The sequence below is a fragment of the Acinetobacter sp. YH12108 genome (assembly GCF_013419055.1).
Lineage (GTDB): Bacteria > Pseudomonadota > Gammaproteobacteria > Pseudomonadales > Moraxellaceae > Acinetobacter.
Map to the genome: position 1 here is coordinate 66,283 of NZ_VPAW01000006.1, position 16,284 is coordinate 82,566.

Sequence of the window (16,284 nt, forward strand, 5' to 3'; positions counted from 1 at the left end):
CCTTGAGAAAATTAGCCTAAGTAAAACCATCAGTTCTCTGGTGGTTTTTTTATTAAAAAAGATATTTCTGATTTGATTATTTTCAGTCTCAATACAGAATTATGAAACAACATTTGGATTTAAGAATGAAAATTCAATGCAATTCTAGGTACAATGCCTGATAACAGACAGGCACTTATAAACTGTCATTTTATTATTCTGGCTACGTATTCGAGGCGAATGTGTCATCTATCACTGACGTATCAACCCATGCACTAACTCAAGCACAACAACGGATTCAACACGATTTAATGACTGCTTTGGAAGCCTTTTCCATTCCGGAACCGTTAAAGTCGGCAGTACATCATGCCGTAATGCTAGGAGGAAAGCGGGTACGTCCAGCACTCTGTTATGCCACTGCCGCTTTAAAACCGAATCAGAATAGTGCTGCGGTACGCCGTGCCGCAGTTGCGATCGAGTTTATTCATTGCTATTCACTGGCACATGATGATCTGCCATGTATGGACAATGACTTGTTACGTCGTGGTCAGCCAACCTGTCATGCTGCTTTTGGTGAAGATACGGCTCTTTTGGCGGGTGATATTTTGCAATCTATGGCGTTTGAAATTCTGGGTAGTCGTCTGTTTGATCAGGGGCCTGCAGTAGAACCTGCGATTGTCTTGAAGCAGATGCAGATTCTGGCGACTGCTTCCTCGAAAATGGTCAATGGTCAGGTAATGGATTTACAGGCCGAAGGCAAAAAAATTGATCAGGAAGCATTGGAAACCATTCACCGAAATAAAACCGGTGCCTTGATCAGTGCAGCGATTATGATGGCAGCGGTGACCATCTTTGAAGGGACTGATCTGGCCATTCCAAAACTGCGTGAATTCGGGCAAGCGATTGGTCTGGCTTTCCAGGTGCAGGACGATATTCTGGATATTATTTCTGATACAGAAGTGCTGGGTAAAACGGCGGGCAAGGATGAACAAGTGGAGAAGTCAACTTATCCAGCATTGATGGGTTTAGAGAAAGCCCAAACCTATGCACAGCAGTTACATGATCAGGCCATGACTGCACTGAATCATTTTGAAGGACAAGCCGATGACCTGATGCAGATTACCCAGTTCCTGCTGACACGTAAAAGCTGATTTTAAAACTAGTCTTCTTGAAATTAGCTTAAAACGAGCATAAAAAAGAGGACTTAAAGTCCTCTTTTTGTTTTATATTGAATTATTTGCTTTCGTTATACAGACGTTCTGCCTGTTCAAAGCGTGTCGTAATTTCAGCTGTTGGCGCTTTGCCTAATAGACTCACAACTACAATCGCAATCCAAGAACAGATAAAGCCTGGAATAATTTCATAGATGCCGGCTGGAATAAAACCAAGACCTGTTCCACCAACAGTATTCTTCCACAGAATCACCATACATGCACCAACGATCATGCCTGCCAAGGCACCATTCAAGGTCATACGTTTCCAGAACAGAGACAGAATAATCAGTGGACCAAAAGCAGCGCCAAAACCTGCCCAGGCATACGCCACCAGACCAAGCACTTTAGATTCAGGATTACCAGCCATCCAGATCGCCAGTAAAGCAATGAGAAGTACCATCAGACGACCGACCCAAACCAGCTCTTTTTGTGAGGCATTTTTACGCAGGAATGATTTATAGAAGTCTTCAGTCAGGGTACTTGAACAAACCAGTAACTGACAGCTAAGCGTACTCATTACTGCAGCAAGAATTGCCGCTAGAACCACACCGGCAATCCATGGATTGAACAGAATTTTAGTTAGTTCCATAAATACGGTTTCAGGATTGGCATTCACCACAGCAGCGAGTTCCGGATGTTGCTGGAAATAGGCAATACCAAAGAAACCTGCGGCCACTGCACCACCCAAACAAAGCGTCATCCAGGTCATCCCGATACGGCGTGCATTTGGAATCGACTTCACTGAATCGGCGGCCATGAAACGCACTAAAATATGCGGCTGACCAAAATAACCCAAACCCCATGCCATTAATGACAGGATCGCGATGGTACTCAGATCACCGACCAAGTTCATGGCCTGTGGACGTGCGGCTTCCAAAGCGAGCGTAACTTGCGACATATCTGAAAAAGTCAGGATGGTTACGATTGGCGTAAGAAGCAGGGCGAAGATCATCAGGGTTGCCTGAATGGTATCCGTCCAGCTGACTGCCAGGAAACCGCCAATAAACACATAACTGATCGTTGCAATCGCACTGATCCAGAGCGCTGTACTATAAGACATGTCGAACATACTTTCGAACAGACGCGCACCTGCCACCATGCCTGAAGCACAGTAAATTGCAAAGAAAATCAGAATGACAAATGCAGAAACCACACGCAGTACTTTTTTCTGATCGTTAAAACGGTTCGAGAAATAGTCCGGTAGGGTTAGAGCATTATGCTGGACTTCGGTATGGACCCGTAAACGACCCGCAACCAGCAGCCAGTTCAGCCAGGCACCGATAATCAGACCAATCGCAATCCACATTTCAGACAGGCCTGAAAGATAAATTGCACCCGGCAAGCCCATCAGCAGCCAGCCACTCATGTCGGAAGCCCCTGCAGAAAGTGCAGTTACGAAACTACCTAAACGTCGGCCCCCTAAGATGTAATCAGAAAAGTTGTTTGTCGCGCGGTATGCCATCAGGCCAATTACGACCATGCCGACAATATAAAAAAGAAAGGTAATTAAGGTTGGATTTAGGGAGCTCATACGGTATCCATTTTTAAGTTGGACAGTAGATCGAAACAAGGATTATGACAGATGCGAAAGACTTTAATCCGAAAGCCAGGCAACATCGAATCCAGAGGATTTCAAAAATAAACGCGAAATTTAACCATAAATTCACAATCTTTGCTGAGATTTTCTTATTTTGAAAGAAAATAGGCAACCAATTGGCTGCCTATTGTGAAGTATCTCTGAAATTTAGTGACGTCCCATCACACCGCGAATGGTATTCAGCACATCGGCAGGCAAGACCACAGTCTTGGCATTTGGAGACTTGGCCATATCCTGCATGGCTTTGACATATTGTTCACCCAACAGATAAGCCACAGGAATTTCCTTATCGCCAATTGCCTGACTCACCATATCAATCGCACGCTGTGAAGATTCTGCCAGTACGACTTGCGCTTCTGCATCACGACGTGACGCTTCCAGACGACCATCAGCTTCCAGAATGGCGGCCTGTTTTTCACCATCCGCTTTAGTGACGGTTGCACGACGTTGACGCTCTGCCGCTGCCTGTTCTTCCATCGCCGTCTGCATGGTTACAGAAGGTTTGATATCCTGGATTTCAACCGTCTTTAAGGTGATTCCCCAGTCTGAAATATCATCAGAAATGCTGGACTTTAAACGTGCCTTGATATGATCACGCGAAGATAAGGCATCATCCAGATCCATTTCACCCACGATTGAACGTAGCGAAGTTTGTACCAGGTTCTGAATTGCCCAGGAGTAATTCTCAATCCCGTATACCGCTTTTTCAGGAGTTGTCAGGTTGATATAAGCCACCGCATTCATCAGCAAGACAGCGTTATCACGGGTAATTACTTCCTGCGAAGGAATATCCAGAACGATATCTTTGGTGGTGACTTTATAAGCCACTTCATCTACATAAGGAATGACAAAATTCAGGCCAGGATTAAGTGTGGTGTGGTATTTACCCAGACGTTGTACGATCCATTTATAGCCTTGTGGAACAATTCGTACACCCTTAAAAATGGTAATCGCAACAAAGGCCAAGAGCGCAATAACAATGATAGTGCCAGCAGACATAATTTATTCACCTTTTTCGTTTTGATATTGAGTGCTGTGGGGCTGTACAACCAGGTCATTTCCCAAGATATCGACAACACGGACACGATCTCCAACCTGAACTTTATCCAGAGCACGGCAATCCCATTCATCCGAGCCTAAAACTGGCAGCGGAAAACGAACCCGAATCTGATCCTGTTCAAGATCGGTCTGAATCACCATGCCAATTTGGCCAATAGTGGCCTCACGCGACAAGCCGGCTTTGGTCTTGTCGATAGAAAGCGGCTTGATAAACTTAAACCAAAGCAAGGTACAAAGAACAGACAGGATGATCCAGGTCAGGATCTGGGTGGTCAGTCCCATCATCGGGAACATCCAGTACAGAATGCCGACCATAATGGCACCAATCCCGAACCAGAGGGCAGCAAAAGCGGGCAGGAGTAATTCTGACAGAATAAGAAGTATTCCCAATACAAACCAGTGCCAAGGTTCAAGAACTAATTCCATATCGTGACCTATATTGCTAAGTATTTAATTAATCATCATCTTTATATGATTTACTTCCAATGTAGCAGATGCTGCAGCAGATGAATATAAAAAATTTCTGATTAAAATTTTGCCGGTCGTGCAGGCTTGAATGCAGCCGGAGACTGCCTAAAATCACTGATGGCTTTTTCAATTGAACGGATTTTCAGTTGCGCGGCTTTTTCACCTTCAAGAATGGTCTCATTGCTGGCTTTTAAATCCAGCGTACCAATATGACCTACTTTAGGCTGGATCACGATATTAGCTTGCCTGAGTTCTTCATTGATACTTTGCTGACCCATGATATTAATCGTCTGGTCCAGTACGCCCCACATGTTGAGTGCTTTATTGCTGTCCGGACGTGCAGATATATCTACGGCAATAACAATATCTGCTCCCATATCTTTGGCCGTTTTTACTGGAATTGGACTAACCAGACCGCCATCGACATATTTTGTACCGCCAATTACAGCGGGCACAAAGACATTCGGAATACTGCAAGAGGCACGCACGGCTTGTCCGGCATTGCCTTTGATAAAGTCAGCTTTACGGCCATTGTCTAGGCGGGTTGCCACTGCCGCGAAGCGAATCGGGAACTGTTCAATCGGTTTATTCGCCACATTTTTATTGACGAAATCCTGCAGTTTCTGTCCGGCAATAATCCCTTGGCGGTTCAGGGTTAAATCACGAATATCGGATTCTTTAAAGTTCAAGGCGATTTGCTGCAACTGATAAGGAGATTTGCCGCTGGCATACAGGCTACCCACGAAGCTTCCGGCACTGGTTCCAGTAACAATCTTCGGTTTGATGCCGTGCGATTCGAGGACTTTGAGTACCCCGATATGGGCAAAGCCTTTGGCACCGCCACCACCAAGCGCAATAGCCACCACAGGTTCACGAGCCTGAAGAGGAGTAGAGGTTGTTGGGGTTTTAGTAGCTTTATCACATGCTGCAAGGCTTAAACCCAAGCAGCCAATCAGAGCATAACGGGTTAATTTCATTATAAAAAAACTGGCGATTAAATCAACAGAATTCAGGCTATCACATCAAAAAAAGCCAGTTTTGCCTAGTCTTTTTTCAAAAGCTTTTGTAACGGCTTGGCGACCCAATCCGGATTTTTGGCCGAAAATTTACCTTCATAATGCTTATAGATCTGTTCCAGATCATATTCATAATCACCTGTCAGGTGATATACACCGAGGATATGAACGGTCTTGATGTCATAGTCAAAGGAAAACATCACAATCGGCAAATGGGCTGCCTTGGCAATATGATAAAAACCACTGCGGATTTTTTCTGGCGCCTTGCGAGTACCTTCCGGTGCCATACCTACCCAGATTTGAGGTGATTTTTCAATAATCTCGACAATCTGTCGGGTATGTCCTTGAGGGGTATCACGTACAACCGGAACCACACCAATCCATTCCAGGATCGGTTTAAGTGGTGTGCGGAATAAACTGTCCTTGCCAAAAATCGTGATCTGAATGCCGAGACCGAGCAAAGCATTGAAGCCCAGCCAGGCATCGATATTCGAGGTATGCGGGGAAATAATCGCTACTGCTTTAGGCAGGTTAGGGAATTCGCCTTTGAGCTGCCAGCCCTGAGCCAGAAATAGCTGTTTAAACAGGGCTTGGCTCAGTTTACCTCCGCGGGAGGGAACCAATGGAGGGAGTCTGGGGAAACGTGTTGTACTCATCAATGTCTCATCCTGAAACGTATTTTTCTTTATTTTTGATCATATTAGACTGTTGTAAAATCTGGATCATTGGCAAAATGTATAGCGATGATGGATGCTTTTAGCATTTTTACCTTAAGGATCTGCGCTGAATATGCGGAATACTTATATTTTACTGTTTTCCCTATATTGGGCACAGGGGCTTCCGGTCGGGTTTATGACGCACGCTTTACCTGTAATTTTACGAGCTGAAGGCGTATCTCTGGCACATATTGGTGGCTTTGGTCTGCTCATGCTGCCATGGTCGATTAAAATCTTCTGGGCACCTTTAGTCGATCAGCATGGATCAAAATCTCGAGGCCATTATCGAAGCTGGATTATTCCTTTGCAATGGCTTTCTGTCGCTGTGCTGATAGGACTGTCTTTTTTGCCGATCCAAGCTTTAAACCAGCCGCTGTATCTGCTGATCTTTTTTATCACGTTGTTAGTGATGAATGGGATCGGTGCTACTCAGGATATTGCTACAGATGGACTGGCAGTCAATATTCTGAAAAATGAACAGCAACACTGGGGTAATACCTTTCAGGTGATTGGCTCCCGCTTGGGCTTTATTGTTGGAGGCGGGGCAATCCTGTGGTTACTCGATTTTTTGCATTGGCAGATAACCTTTTTACTGCTGGCAGCTCTGGTCTTTCTGAATACTTTACCGGTGTTATGGTTTAAAGAGCCGGATCATCAAAAGATGGTTTCTTCATCATCTGAAAAATTACCTGCTCGGACTAGAATCAAAGCTTATTTTCAATATTTTTTAGCTGATTCTACCTTGGCGACATGGCTGCTGGTTTTACTGACCTTTAAAGTGGCAGATGGTCTGTCTGGGCCCTTATTAAAACCTTTGATGGTCGATTTGGGACTGAGTTTTAGTCAGATTGGTATTTATGTCACCATGCTTGGTGCTTTTGCAGCATTAATTGGCGCAGGGCTAGCAGGCTGGTGTTTGAAATACTGGTCGCGCAGCTGGAGTTTAATGATTTTCTCTATTCTGAAAATACTCAGTCTAATCGCTTATGCCTGGCTGGCTGCACAATATGAAGCCCAGAACAAAGTAGCAAACTGGATCATTTATCTCATTAATGCTGTTGAAGATATGGTATCGGCCATGCTCCTAGTGGTTATGCTGACCTTGGTGATGCAATACAGTCGTAAGCATCTGGCAGGGACTGATTTCACCTTTCAGGTTGCCTTGATGGCTACTATAAGCGGGGGACTTTATAGCCTGAGCGGGCTACTAGGGGACGCTTTAGGTTACCAAAACTATCTAAATTTGATCGTAATCATCGCGATTTTTTGCCTGATTCCTATTTTCCGATGGATGAAAGTAGCGAAAAATATTTAAAATCTCTTATGAATAAGTAAGTTAATTCACTCCCCACCTAAAGTATTAAAAAGAATATGTAAATATTTTTTTAATAATTTTGTAATATAGGCGCCGTGTGTATTATTTGTAACAAAATAAGTTAAAGGATTTTTTAATGAAAACTAAGTTAGCAACAGCAATCGCACTCAGCCTTTTAGCAGGGACTACATTTGCAGCACCAACTTTCTATGGTGAAATTGATGCGACAGTAGATTACTTACCTGAAGACAATGCCAGCGGTAACCGTGACGTTGTAGAATTAAATAGTAATAACTCATTTATCGGTATTAAAGGTGATGAAAAACTGACTGACCGTTTAAGTGGTCTTTATCAAGCGGAATTTACATTCTATGTAGATAATGGGGGAAGCAGCGATACATTTGTACCACGTAACCTTTTAGTCGGTTTAAAAGATGAAAAGCTAGGTACAGTAAAACTGGGTAAAATCGATACACCTGTAAAACAGCTTTCTGCGGTAGTTGATACGTTTAATAACTATATTGCAAATAGAGCTGACGTAAATGGTATTTTTACCGGTGAAAACCGTATTGATAACGTTGTAGTTTATGAAGCTCCAGCACTCGCTGTAGGTGAAGGTAAACTTAAAGCAACTGCACTTTTGGCTACAGGTGAAGCTAGTGGAATCAGCCCTTCTAAAGGTGGTGCTAAGGTTGCAGGTCGTGGTTTAGGCGATGCTTGGTCAGCATCTGTAGTATATGACAGTAAACCTGTAGTTTTAGGTCTTGGTTATGACAAAGCGATTCCATCTAACTTTGCAGGCCGTGGTTTTGTAAATGCTTCTACTCCAGAAGTAACAGGTGGGGTAGCAGGTAGTGCATTCGCTGCAGCCAACACTGTTCGTGCGATTGGTCGTGTAAACCTTGATGGCGGTCTGTCTTTACGTGCTCTATATCAAACTTCAGAAGTTGAAGAGGTTGCGGGTAATGATGCTGCAGCTACCATCATTGATGATGCACAAGGCTGGTTAATTGGTGCTGAATACAACCTGCCAAATGCAAAAAACTGGACAGTTAAAGGCCAATATAGCCAGAATACGACTGAATTTAACAATGGAACAGCTGATTACGAAGCACAGCAAATCTTGTTAGGCGCAGACTATGCATTCTCTAAACAAGTTAAAGCATATGGCTATGCAGGTGCTTTATTCCTTGAAAGAGGCGCAGCTGAAACTAAACAACCAGTAGTTGGTACAGGTATTGAATACAAGTTCTAATTTTAGAACAAAATAAAAGCGGTGCTTCGGCATCGCTTTTTTTATGCCTAAAACAACAAAACTTAGCAATTTTAGGTCTAATCTACCCAGTTTCAGGCTGTTACCATGGCTGAAAGTTTCAATATTTTGATTTGAACATTATGACGATCCAAGCCGTTTTATTTGACCTCGACAATACCTTGACCCACCGTGATCTGACTGCACAGGCCTATAGCCGTTATCTGGCAGAATATTATGCTCCAGCATTGGCACAAGTCGATTCAGATAAAATTATCGAGATTGTAAGACGCATTGATAATGGCGGTTATCCTAAAAAGGAACTGCTGACGCATGGCAGTATTGGGGCTTCGGCTGCATATGCATTGTTGCAGGAATTATCATGGTTAACTCCACCAGATCTAGATGAGCTAGCGCAGTTCTGGTTCAGTCAGTTTGGACGTTTCGCCGTAGAGATGCCGCAAGCAGGGCAAGTATTAAAACAGCTTAAAACTGAAGGTTATCGCTTAGCCATTGTGTCTAATGGTGGACATGAGACCCGATTAAATACCATTCGCGGTTTAGGTATTGCAGAGTATTTTGATGAGATTGTCAGTTCAGGATTGGTCGGTTTCAGCAAACCGCAGGCAGAAATTTTTCAGATTACCGCAGAGCGTTTAGGCGTGCAGCCAGAGAAGTGTCTATATATTGGCGATCATCCTGTTAATGATATTCAAGGCGCAACAGCCGCAGGTATGCATGCTTTGTGGATGCAAGGTTTCCATCCGGATGCCGAGCATATTCAATACAAGATTCAGCAACTGACAGAAATCTTTGACCATTTGCAACGACTTAAGCAGCTTTAAGTAATCCGGTGGCTATTCATGGCTTTTGCCCATTGGTGAGAGTGACAGCGCGGACAAGTCTGTTCCGCTTCTTTTAAATACTGGACTTGACCGCAATAAATACAGGCATAAAGCTCTTCTGGCCTGACTTCTTTGACAATGCAGCAGGATTTAGGGAAAAGCGGGAGCCCATGCCGAACATCATCTGGATGGAAATACAAAATACTAAATTTACCGTCAGTTTCCAGTAAACCCAAGCGTACCTGACCCAAATGTTCAATGCCTTGCTGACGCATCTCAGCAAAGAATTCATCATGAGACATTTTGCCTTTTTTAATTTCATCAATGACCAGTAAACCATCTTCCACAATATGAATCGGTTTGCCTTCGAGCAGGTCTTCAAACCATTGAAATTTCATCATGAGCCAGGTGGTCAGACGATACAGGAAAATGATCACCGACATGATCAGTGCTGCCTGAATCAGGGGAAGATCTTCTGTAAACATCGGATCGCCGGCAATAGAACCTAAGGCAAGAATGATGGTGACTTCAAAGATCGAAAGTTGTCGTACCCCACGTTTACCTGTCAGCCGCAGAAACAGGATAATCATCGCGTACATCACTACACAGCGCAGCAAAATCTCTGTGGCAAATTCCCAAGTCGTATCATTTATAAATATGGTGGCCCAGTCCATTGTTATTATTCCAGATCACTCTTTGTTCCGAGTCTAGCAATCTCGGCTGTTAGTTTGCTGCTGTAATTGTGTAAGTTTTTGAATAAAAATAAATTATTTTTTTTGAATGTGATCGCTGTGAATGAAAGATATAGTGATTTCGAGAAAATAAGATAGATATTTCATGTAAATATTGATTGATTATTCAACAGATTAAATTTGAACCAGTTCACATTTTACTCTGTTTAACTTTTAAGCAGTACAAATAATATGCTACTGAAATATATCAAGATAAAATCTGAGCAATTTCCTAGGAATAATGAGAACTATTTAATGATTTGTAATCAAATAACTTGATAATTATAAATTTCTGTATGTTGTGCCCTGAAAAATATAGCGATTAGATCAAGCTAAAAATCTGTTTTTTAAATTAAAAATATTGATTTTGACTTCCAAGAAAGGATGTATTGTGAAAAAGATATTCACGCTTTTAACGGTTATGGGCTTAAGTACAGCGGTATTTGCAGATGCAGACTGGAACTATGATCAGCCTGAACAGTGGTCGACTCTAAACCAGAAATATACAGCCTGTAATGGACTGAACCAGTCACCAATCAATATCGAGCGAACAGTCAAAGCCGAACTGGAACCGCTCAAGTTTAGCTATAACACCATGATTCACGCGATTGAAAATAAAGGTCATACCGTTCAGGTAGACTTTGCTCAAGGCGGAGAATTACAGCTGGATGGTGAAACTTTTGTGCTGAAACAGTTTCATCTACATAGCCCAAGTGAGAACCTAATTAAAGGCAAGAGCTATCCTCTAGAGATTCATTTTGTCCATGCCAATGCTCAAGGTGAACTTGCTGTAGTGGCGATGATGTTTGCGCAGGGTACAGAAAATCCGATGCTTAAACGTATGTGGAATCGCTTGCCGAAAAAGCAAGGTGAAAAAGTCGTCTTGAAAACTCCGCAACCTGTAAATGAGATGTTGCCTAAGAATCTGGATTATTACCGCTTTAGTGGTTCGCTGACGACACCACCATGTTCTGAAGGTGTGCGCTGGTTGATTTTGAAAGAGATCCAACAGGCCTCTGCGACACAGATTTCAGAATTTTCCAAGTTAATGGGTCATTCAAATAACCGTCCAGTGCAGTCCTTAAATGGCCGTGTGGTACTGGAATAATAAACAGCAGCATGGAAAAAGCAGACACAGTTCTGCTTTTTTTAATTCTGATACAAATTTCAATAGCCTAAGGTGAAAAGAACTTTGTGGCGAATGCTGAAAGAATTAATATAGATAAGATTTCCTTGGGTCTTTCTGCTGCCATGCTCTTTGACTTAAAAACCATGATCCAGCCATTCACAGCGCTTTCGCCACAGCAGAAGAAGCTGGATCGTCTGATTGATAAAATCGAACAGCAGAAGTTGGAGTTAAAACAATGGCAACAGGCTGAAGAAGACCTACAGCAATATACGCATAAAACTTTCATGCCGGTCTATCATGAATTACATGGTGTGCTGTTTGAGCAGCTCGAACAGCTCTGGAAGCACTTGCAGGAAACAGATTTTACCAAGGTCGAGTTGGTAGTACTGGATGAGAAGATTCAATACCTGGCAGATTATCTGCAAGATTCTCAGGCGATGTCAGCGCAAGAAGCCAATAAGGTCAATGAAATCTTCATCTATTATCAGCAACGCGCTGAACATGCTCAATTCAGAAAAAGCCAAAAAAAGACCAATGAACTGGAAAGGTTTTTTAAGAATGAAAATGTCCCAGATCCGGCTGATGCTGAGGGATTTGAAGAATGGGCCTCTGATCATTTTCAGCAAATCCGCGAGCAGGCCAAACTAAAACGCCAGCAGGAAAAACAGGAACAGGCGGCTGCGATGGCAGAGCAGTCAGTGAAATCTGTATATTTAAAGATTGCTGCGGCAATTCATCCGGATCGTGAAGCAAATGATGTAAAAAAGATTAAAAAAACTGAATTGTTGCAACGTGCCAATGAGGCCTATGCAGAACAAGATTTGTTTGCTTTACTGAAAATGCAGCTTCAGATTGAGCAAGACCGAGATCCTTCGCAAAAGAGTTTAAGTGCAGAGCAAGTCAAGCTGTATCAACTGGCTTTGGATGTGCAGAGCCAGAAGTTACAAGAGCAGATTGATGCATTGATCAATCGATTGGTCTGGTCATCAAAAACCAGAATTGCAGTCAAAAAGGCAAAAGGTAAGGTTCAAATTGCTGACTTGTATAAGCAGATTGATGAAGATACTTCTACTATCAAGCAGCAAATCAAAGTAGAAAAAGAACGTCTGATGTATATCAAAAAGTTAAGTGGATTAGAGATGTTTTTAAGGCATGGGATGCTCTAAGTTTTCTTTTTTATCTTCTAAAAGAGCGGGAAATAAACTGACATTAAGTAAGTACTAAGTAGATAAGGAATAATTGAGGGCTATAGTAAAAGTAGATGGAAATTGATATTGTTAAAGATAACATGCTAGTAAATAAGTCATGTGAAATAATAATTTACTTATTTAATAAATATGATTATTAATTTTTTAATACGGAGGGGTGAAATGCAGCATTTATCAAAAGAGAATATTGGATTAGTAGGTGAATACCTAGTAGCTGCAGAATTGTGCAAGTGTGATATTTATGCCCAACTTACATTGGGAAACCATAAAAAAACAGATTTATTAATTGAAACAGAAAATGGTGCTGGATGTGTGTCTGTAAAAACTAAAAGAGGTAATGCTTGGCCAAAAGTAAAAGGTATCTGGAAAGAATGTGATTATATTGTTTTTGTGGATTTTAAAGATAAATCAATTAATGATATTCCAGATTTTTATATTCTAACTACTGAAGATTGGAAAGAGATTATAGAAACTATAGGCAGTAAAAAAGAGGGAAGTTTTATAGACCCTAATACTAATACTCTCTATTGGGATGATAAAGAAGGCTATCTTCTACGGGAAGGATGTCAGATCTCTGTATCAGATGTAAAAAAATATAAAGATAAATGGCCAACAAGTATAACAGTTGCTATATAACTTTATATTATCAAATTTTATATCTTCACTCTTGAAAGGAAAAGATTGACTTTAAAGCTGGAAATTCTATATTTCTTGCTAGTAATTTCTGATTTTGAATAAAATAACTATTTATCTATATAATTTATTGAAATTATTAACAAAAATCCCCTCACTAAGAGGGGATTTTTTGAATCAAACAACAGTATTAAAGCGCCGCAATCTGCTCCATATTAGCTTTAATTTTCGCTAACTGATCAGCAAACTCAGCTAATTTCGCACGTTCACCTTCAACAACCGCTGCAGGTGCCTTGCTGACAAAACCTTCGTTCGCCAGTTTGTTGGCGATCTGGTCATGCTGTTTTTGAACCTTATCCAAGTCTTTTTGCAGACGACCCAATTCAGCTTTAGGATCAATCAGACCCTTCATTGGAACGAATACAGACACGTGACCAACAACTGAAGATGAAGACAATGGTGGTTGTTCGCTGTCGCCTAAGAAGGTGATGCTTTCAACTTTAGCCAATGCTTGGAATAATGCTTCAATACGCGTGATCTGTGCTTTTTCAGCTTCAGTGGTGTTCTGAAGAAGAACAGGTAATAGGCGTGCATTACCTAAGCCCATTTCACCACGGATGTTACGTACCGCACCGATCAGACCTTGCAGCCATTGCATATCTGCTTCAGCTTGTTCGTTGATCTTCGCTTCGTCAGCAACAGGGTACTGAGCCAGCATGATAGTTTCGCCAGAGATCCCCAGTTTAGGAGCAAGCGTTTGCCAGATTTCTTCAGTCAGATACGGCATGATTGGATGCGCAAGACGTAAAGATGCTTCCATCACAGCCAGTAACACACGACGAACTTCAGCTTTACGCTCTTCAGATACGTTTTCATCGTTTAGAACCGGTTTAGTCAGCTCGACATACCAGTCACAGTATTCATTCCAGATAAACTCGTAGATCGCTTGTGCAGCCAAGTCTAAACGGTAAGTCGCAAATGCTTGCTGAACTGCTTGTTCCGCTTTTTGCAGACGGCTCACGATCCATTGTTCAGGCAATTCCCAAAGATCAGGACGAGCATTTTGACCAACCGTTTGACCTTCAACATTCATCATCACGAAACGGGTACCGTTCCAGATTTTGTTGGCGAAGTTACGGTAACCTTCCACACGTTTCATGTCGAACTTGATGTCACGACCAGTGTTGGCAAGCGCACAGAATGTGAAACGAACTGCGTCGGTACCGTAAGCCTGAATACCTTCTGGGAATTCTTTACGGGTCGATTTCTCAATCTTCGCGGCTTGTTTTGGGTTCATCAGACCAAAAGTACGCTTTTGTACCAAGGTTTCCAGATCAACACCATCAATCAGGTCTAATGGGTCAAGTACGTTACCCTTAGACTTAGACATCTTCTGACCTTCGCCATCACGTACCAGACCGTGTACATACACAGTTTTGAACGGTACTTGCGGTGTGCCATCTTCATTTTTCATGAAGTGCATGGTCATCATGATCATCCGGGCAACCCAGAAGAAGATGATGTCGAAACCAGTTACCAATACGTCAGTCGGGTGGAAAGTATTTAAGAAGTAGTTTTCTTTATCTTTCGCTTCGTCGCCAGTCCAACCTAATGTTGAGAATGTCCACAAACCAGAAGAGAACCAGGTATCCAGTACATCTTCGTCCTGTTTCAATTCAACTTCAGGTGCAATACCGTGTTTCGCACGAACTTCTTCTTCGTTACGCCCGACAAATACATTGCCTTCAACATCGTACCAAGCTGGAATACGGTGACCCCACCATAATTGACGTGAAATACACCAGTCCTGAATGTTGTTCATCCATGACATGTACATGTTGCTGTATTGTTCAGGAACGAACTTGATACGGCCATCTTTTACCGCTTCAATGGCAGGTTCAGCCAGTGGAGCAATTTTTACATACCATTGGTCTGTCAATAATGGCTCAACAATTACGCCTGAACGGTCACCGCGAGGTGGTTTCAGAGTGTAAGGTTGGATTTGATCTAGCCAGCCTTCAGCTTCAGCTTGCTCAACCAGTTTTTTACGCGCTTCAAAACGTTCTAAACCAATGTAGTCTGCAGGCGCAGGGATGGTTTTAGAAATCTGTTCGCCCGCTTTCGCGATGTATTCAAACTCAGCCAGAACTTCAGCATTTTTGTTGAAGATGTTGATTAGTGCCAGACCACAGCGTTTACCCACTTCATAGTCATTAAAGTCGTGCGCAGGCGTAATTTTCACACAGCCTGTACCGAATTCTTTTTCTACATATTCATCAGCAACGATGGCAACGGTACGGCCAGTAATTGGCAATACAATATTTTTGCCGACAAGATGCGCATAACGTTCATCTTCAGGGTTGACCGCAACCGCAGTATCACCGAGTAATGTTTCTGGACGAGTGGTTGCAACGACAATATGGTCTTTACCATCTTGAGTGCGCAGTGATTTATCTTCAAAGAAATATTTGAAGTGCCACAGTGAGCTTTGTTCTTCTTTATCAGATTCTACTTCAAGGTCAGACAGGGCGGTTTGCAGTTTAGGATCCCAGTTCACCAGACGTTTGCCGCGGTAAATCAGGCCTTCTTCATGCAGTTTCACGAATACTTCTTTAACGGCGTTGGATAAACCTTCATCCATGGTGAAGCGTTCACGTGACCAGTCTACAGAAGAACCCAAACGACGGATTTGACGGGTAATATTACCGCCAGATTGCTCTTTCCATTCCCAGACTTTTTCGATGAACTTTTCACGGCCCAGATCATGACGGCTTACGCCTTGAGCACCTAACTGACGCTCAACAACCATCTGGGTTGCGATCCCCGCATGGTCAGTACCTGGCTGCCATAAGGTATTTTTGCCTGACATACGGTTATAACGGGTCAACGCATCCATGATGGCATTGTTAAAACCATGACCCATGTGCAAGCTACCAGTGACGTTTGGCGGCGGAATCATGATACAGAATGATTCACCTTTTTGAGACGGCTTGAAGTAACCGCGCTCTTCCCAGGTTTGGTACCATTTTTTCTCGATCTCGGTCGGATCGTAGGTCGTAGCAATGTTTTGCGCTGAATCAGTCATAGTCTAAACAGATCAAAAGTGGATAAAAAATTGCATC

General features: G+C 42.6%; 14 protein-coding genes. 7 read left to right on the plus strand and 7 right to left on the minus strand.

Going from position 1 to position 16,284, the window contains the following annotated elements:
* Positions 1 to 221: 221 nt before the first annotated feature.
* Entirely contained in the window at positions 222 to 1,130 is a 909-nt protein-coding gene (locus FTU46_RS05125) for a farnesyl diphosphate synthase (RefSeq protein WP_180104482.1), read from the plus strand.
* Between the two features lie 82 nt (positions 1,131 to 1,212).
* Here the strand turns inward: FTU46_RS05125 and putP are convergent, their stop codons facing one another.
* From putP to FTU46_RS05150, 5 genes are all read right to left on the minus strand, one after another.
* Positions 1,213 to 2,724 (minus strand): sodium/proline symporter PutP, encoded by a 1,512-nt coding sequence (putP, locus tag FTU46_RS05130; protein ID WP_159122845.1) that lies wholly within the window; start codon positions 2,722 to 2,724, stop codon positions 1,213 to 1,215.
* 213 nt (positions 2,725 to 2,937) lie between these two features.
* Complete coding sequence (locus tag FTU46_RS05135) at positions 2,938 to 3,789, minus strand: SPFH domain-containing protein (RefSeq protein WP_180104483.1); 852 nt, start codon at positions 3,787 to 3,789, stop codon at positions 2,938 to 2,940.
* Positions 3,790 to 3,792: 3 nt separating this feature from the next.
* Positions 3,793 to 4,275 carry an NfeD family protein gene (locus FTU46_RS05140; protein WP_004783073.1) on the minus strand — a complete coding sequence of 161 codons (483 nt, stop codon included), beginning with the start codon at positions 4,273 to 4,275 and terminating at the stop codon, positions 3,793 to 3,795.
* Between the two features lie 101 nt (positions 4,276 to 4,376).
* A complete protein-coding gene (locus FTU46_RS05145) occupies positions 4,377 to 5,294 on the minus strand; it encodes a patatin-like phospholipase family protein (RefSeq protein ID WP_004783071.1) in 918 nt (305 codons plus the stop codon).
* Positions 5,295 to 5,359: 65 nt separating this feature from the next.
* Complete coding sequence (locus FTU46_RS05150) at positions 5,360 to 5,989, minus strand: 1-acyl-sn-glycerol-3-phosphate acyltransferase (RefSeq protein WP_180104484.1); 630 nt, start codon at positions 5,987 to 5,989, stop codon at positions 5,360 to 5,362.
* 133 nt (positions 5,990 to 6,122) lie between these two features.
* Between FTU46_RS05150 and FTU46_RS05155 the strand changes: the two genes are divergently transcribed.
* The 3 genes from FTU46_RS05155 to FTU46_RS05165 all read left to right on the plus strand — a co-directional run bounded on the left by FTU46_RS05155 (position 6,123) and on the right by FTU46_RS05165 (position 9,461).
* Positions 6,123 to 7,364, plus strand: a complete 1,242-nt coding sequence (locus FTU46_RS05155; RefSeq protein ID WP_180104485.1) for an MFS transporter — start codon at positions 6,123 to 6,125, stop codon at positions 7,362 to 7,364.
* A gap of 136 nt (positions 7,365 to 7,500) precedes the next feature.
* Positions 7,501 to 8,619, plus strand: a complete 1,119-nt coding sequence (locus FTU46_RS05160) for a porin (RefSeq protein ID WP_180104486.1) — start codon at positions 7,501 to 7,503, stop codon at positions 8,617 to 8,619.
* A 140-nt stretch (positions 8,620 to 8,759) separates the two neighbouring features.
* Positions 8,760 to 9,461, plus strand: coding sequence for an HAD family hydrolase (locus FTU46_RS05165; RefSeq protein WP_180104487.1), 702 nt, complete (start codon positions 8,760 to 8,762; stop codon positions 9,459 to 9,461).
* On the opposite strand, the gene FTU46_RS05170 is transcribed toward FTU46_RS05165, so the two are convergent.
* Positions 9,458 to 10,135 carry a DUF421 domain-containing protein gene (locus FTU46_RS05170; protein WP_004783062.1) on the minus strand — a complete coding sequence of 226 codons (678 nt, stop codon included), beginning with the start codon at positions 10,133 to 10,135 and terminating at the stop codon, positions 9,458 to 9,460. The two genes, FTU46_RS05165 and FTU46_RS05170, sit on opposite strands and share 4 nt — an antisense overlap.
* 478 nt (positions 10,136 to 10,613) lie before the next feature.
* Here FTU46_RS05170 and FTU46_RS05175 point away from each other — a divergent pair, with 478 nt between their 5' ends.
* The 3 genes from FTU46_RS05175 (at position 10,614) to FTU46_RS05185 (ending at position 13,165) form a co-directional block, all read left to right on the plus strand.
* Entirely contained in the window at positions 10,614 to 11,300 is a 687-nt protein-coding gene (locus FTU46_RS05175) for a carbonic anhydrase (RefSeq protein ID WP_180104526.1), read from the plus strand.
* A 143-nt stretch (positions 11,301 to 11,443) separates the two neighbouring features.
* Positions 11,444 to 12,487: a molecular chaperone DnaJ gene (locus FTU46_RS05180; RefSeq protein WP_180104527.1), complete on the plus strand. Its 1,044-nt coding sequence runs from the start codon at positions 11,444 to 11,446 to the stop codon at positions 12,485 to 12,487.
* A gap of 204 nt (positions 12,488 to 12,691) precedes the next feature.
* Positions 12,692 to 13,165 (plus strand): hypothetical protein, encoded by a 474-nt coding sequence (locus FTU46_RS05185; protein ID WP_180104488.1) that lies wholly within the window; start codon positions 12,692 to 12,694, stop codon positions 13,163 to 13,165.
* A gap of 187 nt (positions 13,166 to 13,352) precedes the next feature.
* Here the strand turns inward: FTU46_RS05185 and FTU46_RS05190 are convergent, their stop codons facing one another.
* A complete protein-coding gene (locus tag FTU46_RS05190; protein WP_180104489.1) occupies positions 13,353 to 16,247 on the minus strand; it encodes a valine--tRNA ligase in 2,895 nt (964 codons plus the stop codon).
* Between the last annotated feature and the right edge of the window lie 37 nt (positions 16,248 to 16,284).